Here is a 13,377-nt window from a genome sequence, read left to right on the forward strand (position 1 = left end):
GGACCTTGACACGGTCACTCGCAATCGTAGAAAATTGGCCGCCGGAGCTGCAGGAGCAGTTGGTGGCATGGAGAAGGCATCTGCACTTGAATCCTGAGCTGTCGTTCGAGGAGCATCACACAGCGGCTTATGTGGAGAAGAACCTGCGGGAAATCGGCGGCCTGGAGATCAGCCGTCCTACGCCGACCAGCGTAGTGGCGCGGCTGATCGGCGGCAAACCGGGTAAGACGCTCGCGCTTAGAGCGGATATGGATGCCTTGCCGATTCATGAGGAGAATGAGTTCGAATTCGCTTCAGCTGTTCCGGGCGTCATGCACGCTTGCGGACATGACGGCCATACGTCCATCCTGCTGGGCGTTGTCAGTCTGCTTGCGGGGCAGCGCGGACAGCTGCATGGGGAGATCCGCTTTATTTTTCAGCATGCGGAAGAATTGCCGCCGGGAGGTGCCGCTGAACTGGTGGCTGCCGGTGTGCTGGATGGAGTTGACTATATCGTAGGGGAACACTTGGCCTCCCAGCTCCCGCTGGGGCAGATCGGCGTGGCTTATGGAGAGATGATGGCCTCACCAGACAATTTCACTATTGTGGTGAAGGGATATGGCGGGCATGGCGGCTTCCCGCATAAGTCAGTTGATCCGATTGCCATCGGAGCACAAATTGTCTCGAATCTGCAGCACATTGCCTCCCGCAATACGAATCCGCTGGACCGGCTGGTTGTCTCCATCACTCAATTCACCTCCGGTTCCTCCCATAATGTCATTCCTGATACGGCAACACTGAAGGGCACGGTCCGCAGCTTCGATCCGCAGGTGCGAAAGGATGCACAGCAGCAATTGCGCCGCATTGTGGAAGGAATTACGAATGCACATGGAGCGGAGTATGAGCTCGATTATTTACTGGGGTACGATCCGGTGGTCAATGACCACACACTGACCAGGCTGGCAGAAGAAGCGGCAGTGGAATTGGTTGGAAGGGACAATGTTGTGCAAACCCCGCCCGGGATGAGCGGAGAGGATTTCTCGGCTTACCAGCAACGGGTGCCGGGAACGTTCATTAACATTGGAGCGGGCAATCCGGACAAGGGCATCTTGTACCCGCACCACCACCCGCGATTTACGTTCGATGAGGCGGCACTGGCTACCGGAGTGCAGCTGTTTGTGCGGACGGCCGAGAAATTGCTGGAATGGGACTATTAAAGGATTCAATGTACAAGCTCCGTTATCTGCGGTATAGTAATAAATGTTTAAATTTAATCCGATTAAAAACGTTGGAATAATTATGATTAGTTGGACTAAAGGGGAGAAGAAAGATGAAACCATATTACCGTCATTTGCTTACCGTCTTGCTGCTGCTGTCGCTGTTCACTGTTTACGGTTGTTCTTCGGCAGGAAATACGACCGGCAACGCTGCAGCAGGGGAGCCGGCTGCAGACGCGGAGCTGGCTACGGAGCTGCATTTTCCGTTGGCGCAGCAGGTACCCACGCTTGATCCGCATCTGTCTTTGAATACGAATGTGTATATTGGGCTGAACATTTTTGAAGGCTTGTTCGCTTTTGATGCCAATTTCCAGCCGGTGCCGATGCTGGCCGAATCTTATGAGCTGAGCGACGATGCCAAGACTTACACCTTCCATTTACGGCATGGTGTTCAATTCCATAATGGCAAAGAGATGAAGGCTGAAGATGTAACGGCTTCGCTGAACCGCTGGAAATCAATTACCGGCCGTGCGCAAGCATCACTGGGAGAGTCCGAATTCACCATCAAGGATGACTACACCGTAGAGCTCAAGCTGGATCATCCGCGCAATGATATTCTGGCCCAGCTCAGCCATGTTCTTAACAATGCAGCTATCATGCCTAAAGAGATTGTTGAAGCGGCCGGTCCGGACGGTGTCAGCGAATATATCGGGACAGGCCCTTTCAAATTCGTGGAGTGGAAGCAGGACCAATATGTCCATGTCGCCAAATTTGATGATTACCAATCGGTAGAGACAGCAGCTTCAGGTTTATCGGGCAAAAAAGAAGCGCTGCTGCAGGATGTATATTTTGATATCGTACCTGACAGTGCCACCCGTTTTTCCTCGTTCCTGGCGGGAACCTATGACTATGTTGATGTGAGTCTCGACAATCTGCCGCAAGTGGAGGGCTCGCCTGATGTAAAGGTGAATAAGGTACTTGGTTCCGACATTAATCTCGTGTTCAACAAAAAATCCCCGTTGTTCTCTAATCTCAAAAACCGTGAGGCGGTTGCCGCCGTAATTGATGCGGACGAGATTCTGCTGGGAACCGTCAATTCGCCCGATCTGTACCGCTTGAATTCAAGCTATATGTACCCCGAGAACAAGACGTGGTACAGCGAAGCTGGACAAGAGAATTACAATCAGAAGAATCCCGACAAAGCCAAAGCTCTGTTGAAGGAATCCGGTTATAACGGTGAGGAAGTCGTACTGCTGACCACCAAAGAGCTGGGCGGTTCTTTCTATAATGCGACCATCGTCGTGCAGAAGGAACTGGAATCGATCGGCGTGAAGACGAAGCTCGACATTAATGATTTTGCCACCTTGCTGCAAAAACGTGCTGATCCCAATGCCTGGGATATCTACGTAGGATTGTTCACCATGCCGTCTACGCCTTCACAGCTGCTCTACCTGAATCCCTCTTACGGATTCGCCGATGATGCCAAGCTGGCGGAGTTGACAGTCAAGCTGACCTCGGCGGTATCGCCAGAAGAGATCAAAGCGGCTAATGATGCTTTGCAGCAGTATGAATGGGAATACCTCGCAGCAGTGAAGATTGGAGACACCTATTCCCAAAGTGCAACCCGCGATAAGCTGGTCGGTCTGACTACGCTGGCCGGATATCCCAATCTGGCAAACACCAAGCTGCTGAAATAGGCGGAAAAATAAGAGCCTGCCGAGCCGTGCCGGTCTCATGGATACCCGAAACGGATGCCTTCCTCCTTGCGGGGAGGGTCCGTCCGTTTCTTCTGGTTAGCGCAGACGCAGGAGGGGAGAAACATGGCATTTTATATTGCAAAACGAATCTTAACGATCATACCCGTAGTTCTTGTGCTGTCGGTTATCGTCTTTCTGATTATTTATTTGATTCCCGGCGATCCTGCCGCAGTGATGCTGGGGGATGGGACCAATCCTGAGACCGTGGCTGCGCTGAGAACTCAGCTTGGACTGGATCTGCCCTTGCTTCAGCAGTATACCCGCTGGATAGGTCAAGCGCTGACAGGAGACCTGGGTGACTCTTTCTTCATGAAACAATCCGTGGTACAGGCACTCCGGGAACATTTGGGGCCTACATTGTCGCTTGCCCTCCTCGCGGAAGTTATTGCGCTTGCCGTTGCCATTCCGCTGGGGATCCGGGCGGCAGTGAAACGCGGTGAAGCCGCCGACAAAATGCTTACCGGGTTCACGCTGTTCGGGATCACCGTTCCGGGCTTTGTCTTGAGCATGTTCACGGTTCTGCTGTTTTCCGTTCAGCTGAAGTGGCTGCCGGTCTCAGGGTATAAGCCGCTCAGCGCGGGATTGTGGACACATTTGAAATATTTGCTGCTGCCCGCTTTGTCACTCGGCGTGGTTCAGGCGGCTGTGCTGGCGAGAGTAACCCGCTCCGCAGTGCTTGAAGTCTTGGGAGAGAACTATATCAAGACAGCGTTGTCCAAAGGCATGAGCGACAGAATGATTGTATACAAGCATGTTCTGCGCAATGCGCTAATCCCGATCCTTACCGTGATCGGCGGCTCATTCGGCACGCTGATTGCAGGTGCGGCGGTGATCGAGACGATTTTTAATATCCCGGGTATGGGACAAATGCTGGTGAATTCGGTGCAGCGGAGGGATTATACAGTAATTCAAGGGATTATTCTGTTCGTAGCCGTAACTTATGTGCTGGTGAACCTGATCGTAGATTTGCTCTATGCAGCAGTGGATCCCAGAATCAGGCTGAAATAAGGATAGAAAGGAGGCTGCCAATGACAACTTTAGGTGCCGAGGTGCTGGAAGAAGGGGCGCAGATCCGGAAAAGACTGAAGCTAGAGCAGCGGCGGCTTTTTTTGAAGCGTTTTGCCGGCAACAAGCCGATGGTGATTGGAAGTGTTCTGATTCTGTGCGTTGCCGCTGTATCCCTGCTGGCTCCCTGGCTGGTTACTGGAGATCCTTATGGTGTGGATGTGGTCAACCGTCTGTCACCCCCAAGCGGAACACATCTGTTCGGAACGGATAATTTCGGCCGCGATCTGCTGGCCCGGGTAGTCTATGGAATTGGCATGTCGGCGCTGATTGGCTGTGCAGTTGCGCTCGGGGCATCGGCCATCGGGCTTGTTATTGGACTCTATTCCGGTTATTACAAGTGGCTTGACCAGATTTTAATGCGGATTATGGACGGCTTGTTTGCTTTTCCGGCCACGCTGCTTGCCATTGCCATGATGGCTGCGCTCGGGCCGAGTTCCGGCAATTTGATTCTGTGTCTGACGATCGTATTCATTCCTTCCATTGCCAGAATTGTCCGCTCTGCCGTACTGGTTGCAAAAGAGCAGACTTATATAGAAGCCATGCAGGCGCTGGGTGCTTCGCAGACACGTATGATCTGGAGTCACATTCTCCCGAATACGCTGCCCCAGCTCATTGTGCAAGGCACGTTTATTTTTGCCGAAGCGATTATTGTGGAAGCTGCGCTCAGCTTCCTAGGGGCCGGAATTCCGGCACCGACACCCAGTCTCGGCAACCTGCTGTCTGACGGTAAATTGTATATTTACAATTCACCCTGGATGACGATTTTTCCGGGGCTGGCGCTCGTTCTGGTAGTGCTGGCGATGAACCTGTTCGGAGACGGGCTGCGCGATCTGCTGGACCCGCATGCGAGAAGACCTGGGAACAAGAAGAAATAAGCCTTATCAGTCGGCTGACCCAACCGGAAGGAGGAGTGCGGAATGGCAGCTGTGCCTATTCTTGAGATTAAAGAATTAAGAACGCTTTTTCATACCGAACGCGGTACGGTGCCGGCGGTGGATGGGGTATCACTCCAGATTGAAGCCGGCGAAATCGTCGGCATTGTCGGCGAGTCGGGCTGCGGCAAAAGCGTAACCGCCCAGTCCGTACTGCGGCTGCTGGATGAGAAGCGCCAAGTCAGTTATGAAGGCGAGATTCGCTACAACGGCCAGGATCTGCTTAAGCTGACACCGAAGCAAATGCGGGATGTTCGCGGCAATGCGATCTCCATGGTGTTCCAGGACCCGTTAAGCTCGCTCAATCCGGTCTATACGATTGGGGAACAGATTGTGGAGACTTTGCGGCTGCATCAATCCATCGGCAAAAAAGCGGCCTGGGCCCGCGCGGTGGAACTGCTCAAGCTGACAGGCATTCCTGCGCCGGAACGCAGAGTGCATGATTATCCCCATCAGCTGTCAGGAGGCATGCGGCAGCGCGTCATGATTGCCATCGCACTGGCCTGCGAGCCGAAGCTGCTTGTCGCGGACGAGCCGACGACCGCGCTGGATGTCACCATTCAGGCGCAGATCCTCGATCTGCTCACCAGTCTCAACAAGAAGCTGGGCATGAGTGTGATGTTCATCACGCATGACTTGGGGGTCGTAGCCGAGGTCTGCAGCCGGGTGGTTGTGATGTACCTGGGGCAGGTGGTGGAAATGGCCGATGTGCGGACATTGTTCGCCCAGCCGCTTCATCCCTACACGAGAGGCTTAATGCGCGCCGTTCCGCGGCTGGATGGAGACCGCAGCCGGGAGCTGGAGGCGATCCAGGGCAGTGTCCCGTCCCTGCATCAAATCCCGGAAGGCTGCCGCTTCGCCCCGCGTTGTGCCTATGCGGATGATCAGTGCCGGGCCAAGATGCCGGCGCTTGAAGTATTGCCTGGAACGACTACAGCCGTCCGGTGCTGGCATGCCGATGAGATGTCCGGGAAGGAGGACTATGAATGAATGCTGTGAGTCTGGCAACGGGTGAAGCCAAGCAGCCGCTGCTGCAGGTCAAGAATTTGAAGAAACATTTCCCGGCCCGGACCCCCGGCAGTTTCCGCAAATCGCTGGTCAAGGCAGTGGACGGTGTTTCTTTTGAAATGAATGAAGGAGAGACTTATGGACTCGTGGGGGAATCGGGCTGCGGCAAGAGCACGCTCGGCCGCACACTTCTGCGCCTGACGGAGCCGACTTCCGGTGAAGCGCTGTATCAAGGCAATGATCTGATCGGGCAATCCAGGCATGCGTTAAGAGGCTACCGCCAGGAGCTGCAAATGGTGTTTCAAGATCCTTTTTCTTCACTGAATCCGCGCAAGATTATCGGCAAGGCCCTGGAGGAGCCTCTGGTCATTCATGGCATCGGCTCGCCGGAAGAGCGGATGAGACGTGCGATGGATATTCTTCAGACCGTCGGCATGCAGATGGAACATTACTATCGTCTTCCGCATGAGCTGTCCGGCGGACAAAGACAGCGGATCGGCCTGGCACGCGCCCTGATCCTGAATCCGAAGATCGTCGTCTGCGATGAACCAGTCTCGGCCCTGGATGTCATTATCCAATCCCAGATTATTAACCTGATGCGTAAACTGCAGGACGAACTGGGCCTGACCTATCTGTTCATTGCCCATGATATCGGGGTGGTCCGGCATATTTCCGACCGGATCGGGATCATGTATCTCGGGAAGCTGGTCGAAGAGGCCGATACCGACAGTCTCTTTGCGAACCCGCTGCACCCCTACACCCAGGTGCTGTTATCAGCCGTACCGGCACCAGATCCTACGCGGATTAAGGAGCGTATTATTCTGCAAGGCGACCTCCCGTCGCCGCTTGATCCTCCCGGAGGATGTGCTTTTCATACCCGCTGTCCGTATGCCCTTGAGAAATGCGCATCAGAGGTTCCCATTCAGCGCAGCGTAGCCCCGGGCCATCGGGTAGCTTGCCATGTAGTCCAGTCATGAGAGAGAGGCGGAAATTATTCATGAAACAAATTCATCTTGGAGTCTTTGAAGTGAACAGCATCAATCACCTCACGCAAGGCATCTGGGCCCACCCGGAGCAGAACCGTGTACATTACCGCAAAATCGGTTATTGGACCCGGATCGCCAAAATCCTGGAACGCGGCAAGTTTGATTTTATGTTTTTTGCCGATACCTACGGCTATCCCAAAGAACGCACAGAGCTTGCTTTCCGGGAAGCTACAGGCCTGCCGGGCAATGATCCGATGCTGCTGATCCCCGCGCTGTCGATGGTGACGGAGCATTTGGCGTTCACGATGACGACCTCCACCAGCTATGAAGCGCCGTTTGCCAATGCCCGCCGTTTTTCATCCCTCGATCATGTCACGGATGGGCGGATCGGCTGGAACGTGGTCACGACCAGCAACAAGACGGCTGCGGACCTGTTCGGGCGCGAGGACTTGTTCCTTCCGCATGATGAAAGGTACGACAGTGCTGATGAATATATGGAACTGAGTTACAAACTGTTCGAAGGCAGCTGGGAAGACGATGCGGTGAAAATTGACCGGGAAAACCGGGTATTCACCGATCCGTCCAAGGTGCATAAAATCAAGCATGAAGGCAAGTATTTCAAGCTGACCGGATATCACAGCTCAGAGCCTTCTTTGCAGCGGACACCGGTGATTTTTCAGGCGGGGAGTTCGGACCGGGGGAGAGCGTTTGCCGCCAAGCATGCAGAAGGCGTCTTCCTGAAAGCTCCCACCACCGAGGTGCTGCGGGAACAAATCAAGGATATCCGCAGACGCGCCCGTGAATATGGACGTGACCCGGCTGCGGTCAAAGTGTTCACGGGACTTTCGGTCGTCGTTGGCCGGACCAAAGAGGAAGCGGAGCGCAAGCATACCGAGTATCTGTCCTATCAAAGTGCCGAAGCCACATTGTCCAGCTATGCCAACGTCACCGGCATTGACCTGACCAAGCTTGATCCTGACTCTTATTTTGAGAATATCCACACCGAAATGGGACAGACCCATACTGACCGGTTCACCAAGCACAGCAAGACCAAAAAGACCGTGCGCGAAGTGACGGAAGATTTCCTCAAAAAAGGGTTCCGCGGCCTGACTGTCATCGGAACACCGGAAGAGATTGCCGATCAGATTCAATACTGGGTTGAAGAGACCGATGTAGACGGTTTTAATCTGGAGCCTTATGTGCTGCCTGCATCGTATGAGGACTTTGTGGATCTTGTCGTACCTGTTCTCCAGCAGCGGGGAATCTTCAAAAAAGAATACGAGGAAGGCACGTTCCGCGAAAAGCTGTTCGGTAAAGGACAGGCGCGCTTGCCGGAACATCATCCGGGGACCGTCTTCCGCAACCCTGCTACACTATCATGATCAGGAGTCAAGCTGAAGCACTGGATTATACTCCTGCACAATATGAAGTCCTGCTGCGCGTCCGCAGGCTGGGTGCGGCCGTTATTGGCCCCTCCGCGAAGGAGACCGACAGGGAAGGTCGATATCCTTACACCGGAATCAACGCCCTTCGGGTAGCGGGATTTACCGGATTGTCCGTTCCAGTTAAGGATGGTGGACTAGGCGCAGGCTACCGGGGAGACGCGGTTCTGCTGACGGCCGTACTAATGGAGCTGGCCTCCTGGTGTTCTTCAACTTCGCAGATCTTCGCTCTGCATAACACCGGAGTGCAGCTGGTTCATGCGCTGGGCACGGCGGAGCAGCAGCAGTTTTTCTTCAAGGAAGCTGTGGAAGGGCATCTGTTCGCCAGCTTTGGCAGCGAGGCGAATAAGGACCGCACAGCGCTAACCAGTGTGTTGGAGCATACTGACGGGGGTTATCTCCTGAACGGGAAGAAAATTTTCGCCACCGGATCGCCGGGGGCCAAATGGGCCTTCTGGCGCTCCGTCTCTGCGGAAGCAAGCGGCAGCCAGGACGAGCGTTACATGATGCCGATTGTCCAGTTATCGGCAGACGGCGTGACGGTTAGTGACGATTGGGATGGCATCGGCCAGCGGGGAACCGGCAGCGGCAGGGTTGAAGCCGTGAACGTTTTCGTACCTGATGGTCATGTGGCTGGCGGGCCGGGTGCATACTCCGCATGCAGTTCGTTTTTCGCTGCGCAGTTCCACGTTAATTTCGCTGCCCAGTTCGTTGGCATGGCGGCCGGTGCGTTCCGGGAGGCGCGTCAGTATATTCTGGAGCAAGCCAGGCCCTGGCAGGGAGCGGGCCGCGCAGCGGAAGACCCGTTCACGCTGCTGCGGATGGGGGATATGGCGGTCCGCATCGATTCCGCCCGGCAGCTCGTGCTTCGGGCCTCCCGCTTGCTGGGGGCCTGTCATGAGCAGCCGGAACTGCTGCCCGAAGCACAGACCGCCGCTTCCCGGGCCAAGGTTGCCGCAACCGATGCAGCGCTAGAAGTAACCGGCTCTGTGTTCCAGGTCATGGGCGCAAGAGCGGCCTCCCGCAAATATGGGATCGATATGTACTATCGCAACGCGCGCACACTGACCTTGCATGACCCCGTGGACCGGCAGAGAGAAGCGGTTGGCCGCTATGAGCTGGGACAGTGAACTTGACCTGGAGAATAGCCTGATGCACACCAGTAAGGGATCTCCTGTCCGCATCCTTAGCCGGGTGGATCATGAAACGTCTCCGAAATGTGCCCGAAGAGGAATCTGGACGGAGTCCGTATGCAAACTATGTGTATCTTAACCACACTAGGCGAAAATCTTGCACGTTGTACAACAAAGTGTGCCCGAAGTACACCAAATGGGCAATAATGTTGTGCGTTGTACAACAGTATGGGCCAAAAGCGCACCAATCGGGTGATAATGCTGCAAATTATACAGCAATATGTGCTCTAAGCACGCCAAAAGGGCAAAAATCTTGCACATTGTACAACAAAGTATGTTTCGTACCCCCTACCTCTTCTCAAGACTCGTCCGTAGTTATTACAAACTGGATTTTGCCCTGGCCCGATAGAAAGTCATAGTGATTCCGCCGGAATCTTTGGAGGCTTTTAGAAGTGATATTGATTCCTTTTCAAGATAATTTATTTATGAAGGGGGTGTCCTAAGCCGCTATTTTATTCATGGCTTTTGAGACACTCTCTTTTACTTTTTTACTATTACTGGACAGGAGAAGCATAAGTGAACTACACACCACCTAAGAGGTGGGTGCTTCTTGGTCAATAGAGCTACTGCTCCAAGTTTACCCAAGCTTAGAGGCTAGTTCCTAGCCCAATCGTTGCCATCTTATATGGCTAATTGTAGTAAGTTTTTAGCTGCGTTTACATCTCTGTCGTGTTGTGCACTACATTCAGGACAAGTCCATTCACGTACCGCAAGGTTCTTCACTTCTGCGTTTTTGTAGCCGCAGCAGGAACATCTTTGGCTGCTCGCAAAGTGTTTTGGGGCAATCATCAATTCTCTACCGTACCATTCTGATTTGTAAGTAAGCATCTCTCTGAACATGCTCCACGATACTTCGGATATGGCTTTCGCTAATTTGTGATTCTGCATCATGTTCTTTACACGCAGGTCTTCCATCACGATCACTTGGTTTTCGCGTATCATTTGGGTTGACGTTTGGTGCAAGAAGTCTTTACGCTGATTCGCTATTTTTTCATGAAGCTTGGCGACCTTCAAACGTGCTTTATTTCGGTTATGGCTTCCTTTCTTCTTTCTCGACAAGTCCTTTTGCAGTTTGGCTAATCGTTGTTCCGATTGACGAAGATGTTTCGGATTTGCGATCACTTCGCCACACGAAGTAATCGCAAAGTTTCTTAGTCCCAGATCTACGCTAATCTTCTTTTCTGTTTTTGGCAAAGGAGCGATATCTGTTTCTACCCGTACGGAGGCAAAATATTTTCCTGATGGTGTTTTGGATAGGGTGCAGGATTTGATTCGCCCCCAGAATGGACGATGTACCTTGATTCGGATTCTTGTCTTTAGTTTCGGAATTTTAATCGTTCCAGCTTTGGTGGCTATCGTTCCGTTTTGATTGTTCGTTGTGAAGCTATTGTTGTTCGTTTTCTTGCTTTTGAATGTAGGGAAACCCACGTTCTTATCCCGAAAAAAATGCCTATAGGCTTTCTCCAGGTTGAGCTGAACGTTTGCTAATGCCAGGCTGTCCACTTCTTTCAGCCACGGGTATTCTTTTTTGTACCTGGCAGGTGTATTATGGAGCATTTTCTCCGTTTGTTTATAGTGTTCGATCTTATCCGCAAGCATTTTGTTGTAGATAAAACGGACACATCCGAACACCTTTGCCAGATATTGTTGTTGCTCATGGGTGGGGTAGATCCGATACTTATACGCTTTAAGTACGAACATGCCTCGCAACTCCTTTCCAGGAATTTACGAATCCATCATAGCACAAATGTTCGTATTTATGGAAGATAATTTCCTTTAGATAAGAAAGACCGTTGCCATTCATCCCACCATTTTAGAAATGGGGGAATTCTGACAACTGATGGTTAAAGAAAAAGGATGATATTGTATGGTTATTCTATTGTCGGCCATCAGTCTGCTGGGAATGGGTTTGAGCCGGGTAAGGGAATAGGTTATCCTGAAGTTGACTTTGCAGATGGAGGAGGAAAATAAATGTTCAGCAAACAGCAGCCCTTAGCGAAAAAAATAACGGCTTATACATTCGCGGTCAGCTTGGGCATCGCATTTATGTTGCATGGCAGCAGCGCTGCGGCAGAACCTGCACAGAAGGCCGTTTCCCAGCCGGTCAAAGTGCAGAAAAAAAACAACCTGCCCAAGGGGTTCGTTTATCTGGACGAGATTATTCCTACAGCACAATACGAAATACGATATTTCAGTGAGAACAATTTTACGGGATCACGCGTTGACGGATACAAAGCGCCGCTGGCCATCTTTTCACAAGTTGGGGCCAAAGCTTTAAAGGCGGTGAGTGACGATCTGGCCCGCAAGGGATATATTCTAAGAATTTATGATGCTTACCGCCCGCAAAAAGCAGTGGATGATTTTGTGGCCTGGTCTCAGGACGCCGCCGACATTAAGATGAAGCAGCAGTACTATCCCAAGCTGGATAAGCGTAATCTGTTCAAGCTGGGCTTTATCGCTAAAAAATCAGGCCATACCCGGGGCGGCACGATTGATTTGACGCTGGCGTATGCCAAAACGGGCAACCTGGTGGATATGGGCAGCCCGTATGATTTTTTTGGAGAAATATCTTATTACAATACTTCACTCATCAGCACCACACAGCATGCTAACCGTAAAATCCTCAAGGATGCTATGGTGAAACATGGTTTTAAGCCCTACAGCAAAGAGTGGTGGCATTTCACCCTGATCAAAGAGCCTTTTCCGTCACAGTACTTTAATTTCGATGTAGAATAAGCAGGCTCTATGATCAATTAACCATAAAGATTTTTCTTCCATCGAAAGCAGGAGTGTTATAAAATCAAAACAAATGGGTAATGTTTAATGTGAGGTCTAGTTGCAGCAGCTTGAATGCCTAGTCAATCAAATACAGGAGAGGTGGAATCGATGTGAAGATCAAAATCGCAACCGTAATCCTCAGTATTCTGTTATTGGCAGCCGGGTTAGGGCTATTCGCGCCACATCGCGTACAAGCCGCGGATCATATCAAGGTAATTCTGAATGGACAGTTGCTGCAGTTGGATGAGTCGGCGCCTTACAAAAGCGGATCGAATCTTATGATTCCGCTGCGGGAAACAGCCGAAGCCCTCAAATATACAACAACGTATCAGGGAAGCACCGGACAAATTCAGCTTACACGGGTTAAAGATACCATTGACTTCAAGCTTAGCGGGGATGCAGTCTTGCTTAACGGCAAAGACAAAGTGGTATTAAATGATAAAATAGAAGTCAGACAGAAGCGCATTTATGTTCCGCTATCCTTTTTTAATGCAATCGGGCTTATTGCCTCTTATAATCCGGGCACCGGACAAGCCGAGATCTATGCACCCGAGGTGACTGCGGGCGCGGTAACCGGGCTGCTTGCGGCAGGCAAATACCAGGAGCTTCAGGAGCGCTACTTGAGCAATACCGCGTCCCAGCAGGCATTCTTGCAGCTCATCCAGAAAACCTGGGAATCTGTTGCGGTTCCCGCTGGAAATTACTTTGGAATGAAAACCACGGACAGCCACTGGGCGCAGGATGAAATGACTATCCAAAGTGTACTCATCTTTGCGAAGTCCGAGGCAACACTGACATTGACCGTGGACACAACAGGAAAAATTACCGGACTGACCCTGGCCCCCCTTGCTGCGAGCGAGGCGGCAGCCGGTCCGGTCCAATAAGCACAGCAGGCAAGAAGGTGATCGTCCTTACGGCAAGGACGAAAGCCTTCTTTTTTTTCTAAAGGGCTATTGACAGGAATGCTTTTTGGGAGTAAATTTAGTTTCTGTTAAACAGCGTTTAAAACGGTGATTA

11 protein-coding genes are annotated in these 13,377 nt (G+C 52.0%); 10 read left to right on the forward strand and 1 reads right to left on the reverse strand.

The genetic code is table 11. The features are described 5' to 3' along the window. Window positions 1-5: 5 nt before the first annotated feature. The 8 genes from PRIO_RS15855 (at window position 6) to PRIO_RS15890 (ending at window position 9,519) form a co-directional block, all read left to right on the forward strand. Window positions 6-1,196: a M20 family metallopeptidase gene (locus PRIO_RS15855; protein ID WP_231869911.1), complete on the forward strand. Its 1,191-nt coding sequence runs from the start codon at window positions 6-8 to the stop codon at window positions 1,194-1,196. A 113-nt stretch (window positions 1,197-1,309) separates the two neighbouring features. Beyond that, entirely contained in the window at window positions 1,310-2,893 is a 1,584-nt protein-coding gene (locus PRIO_RS15860) for an ABC transporter substrate-binding protein (protein WP_020432135.1), read from the forward strand. A 123-nt stretch (window positions 2,894-3,016) separates the two neighbouring features. Beyond that, entirely contained in the window at window positions 3,017-3,961 is a 945-nt protein-coding gene (locus tag PRIO_RS15865) for an ABC transporter permease (protein ID WP_020432138.1), read from the forward strand. 20 nt (window positions 3,962-3,981) lie between these two features. Next, window positions 3,982-4,896 carry an ABC transporter permease gene (locus PRIO_RS15870; RefSeq protein ID WP_046503394.1) on the forward strand — a complete coding sequence of 305 codons (915 nt, stop codon included), beginning with the start codon at window positions 3,982-3,984 and terminating at the stop codon, window positions 4,894-4,896. A 42-nt stretch (window positions 4,897-4,938) separates the two neighbouring features. Then, window positions 4,939-5,943 (forward strand): ABC transporter ATP-binding protein, encoded by a 1,005-nt coding sequence (locus tag PRIO_RS15875; RefSeq protein ID WP_046503397.1) that lies wholly within the window; start codon window positions 4,939-4,941, stop codon window positions 5,941-5,943. Beyond that, complete coding sequence (locus tag PRIO_RS15880) at window positions 5,940-6,938, forward strand: ABC transporter ATP-binding protein (protein WP_020432147.1); 999 nt, start codon at window positions 5,940-5,942, stop codon at window positions 6,936-6,938. The genes PRIO_RS15875 and PRIO_RS15880 overlap by 4 nt, the downstream gene beginning before the upstream one ends. A gap of 20 nt (window positions 6,939-6,958) precedes the next feature. Further along, a complete protein-coding gene (locus tag PRIO_RS15885; protein ID WP_046503400.1) occupies window positions 6,959-8,329 on the forward strand; it encodes an LLM class flavin-dependent oxidoreductase in 1,371 nt (456 codons plus the stop codon). Then, a complete protein-coding gene (locus PRIO_RS15890) occupies window positions 8,326-9,519 on the forward strand; it encodes an acyl-CoA dehydrogenase family protein (protein ID WP_020432153.1) in 1,194 nt (397 codons plus the stop codon). Before PRIO_RS15885 ends, PRIO_RS15890 begins: the two co-directional genes overlap by 4 nt. A 684-nt stretch (window positions 9,520-10,203) precedes the next feature. Here PRIO_RS15890 and tnpB read toward each other — a convergent pair. Continuing rightward, window positions 10,204-11,283 carry an IS200/IS605 family element RNA-guided endonuclease TnpB gene (tnpB, locus tag PRIO_RS15895; protein WP_046503403.1) on the reverse strand — a complete coding sequence of 360 codons (1,080 nt, stop codon included), beginning with the start codon at window positions 11,281-11,283 and terminating at the stop codon, window positions 10,204-10,206. A gap of 270 nt (window positions 11,284-11,553) precedes the next feature. Between tnpB and PRIO_RS15900 the strand changes: the two genes are divergently transcribed. Both PRIO_RS15900 and PRIO_RS15905 read left to right on the forward strand, forming a co-directional pair. Then, window positions 11,554-12,318, forward strand: a complete 765-nt coding sequence (locus PRIO_RS15900) for a M15 family metallopeptidase (RefSeq protein WP_020431614.1) — start codon at window positions 11,554-11,556, stop codon at window positions 12,316-12,318. 152 nt (window positions 12,319-12,470) lie between these two features. After that, window positions 12,471-13,244 carry a stalk domain-containing protein gene (locus PRIO_RS15905; RefSeq protein WP_039790606.1) on the forward strand — a complete coding sequence of 258 codons (774 nt, stop codon included), beginning with the start codon at window positions 12,471-12,473 and terminating at the stop codon, window positions 13,242-13,244. Window positions 13,245-13,377: the final 133 nt, after the last annotated feature.

Origin of the sequence: Paenibacillus riograndensis SBR5 (assembly GCF_000981585.1) — a bacterium.
Taxonomy (GTDB): Bacteria; Bacillota; Bacilli; order Paenibacillales; family Paenibacillaceae; genus Paenibacillus_AQ; species Paenibacillus_AQ riograndensis.

What these genes read in the sequence shown, in the direction of transcription:
- PRIO_RS15865 (WP_020432138.1), top strand. Translation starts at nt 3,017, where the DNA reads ATGGCATTTTATATTGCAAAACGAATCTTAACGATCATACCCGTAGTT.
- PRIO_RS15870 (WP_046503394.1), top strand. Translation starts at nt 3,982, where the DNA reads ATGACAACTTTAGGTGCCGAGGTGCTGGAAGAAGGGGCGCAGATCCGG.
- PRIO_RS15885 (WP_046503400.1), top strand. Translation starts at nt 6,959, where the DNA reads ATGAAACAAATTCATCTTGGAGTCTTTGAAGTGAACAGCATCAATCAC.
- PRIO_RS15880 (WP_020432147.1), top strand. Translation starts at nt 5,940, where the DNA reads ATGAATGCTGTGAGTCTGGCAACGGGTGAAGCCAAGCAGCCGCTGCTG.
- PRIO_RS15860 (WP_020432135.1), top strand. Translation starts at nt 1,310, where the DNA reads ATGAAACCATATTACCGTCATTTGCTTACCGTCTTGCTGCTGCTGTCG.
- tnpB (WP_046503403.1), bottom strand. Translation starts at nt 11,283, where the DNA reads ATGTTCGTACTTAAAGCGTATAAGTATCGGATCTACCCCACCCATGAG.
- PRIO_RS15890 (WP_020432153.1), top strand. Translation starts at nt 8,326, where the DNA reads ATGATCAGGAGTCAAGCTGAAGCACTGGATTATACTCCTGCACAATAT.
- PRIO_RS15900 (WP_020431614.1), top strand. Translation starts at nt 11,554, where the DNA reads ATGTTCAGCAAACAGCAGCCCTTAGCGAAAAAAATAACGGCTTATACA.
- PRIO_RS15875 (WP_046503397.1), top strand. Translation starts at nt 4,939, where the DNA reads ATGGCAGCTGTGCCTATTCTTGAGATTAAAGAATTAAGAACGCTTTTT.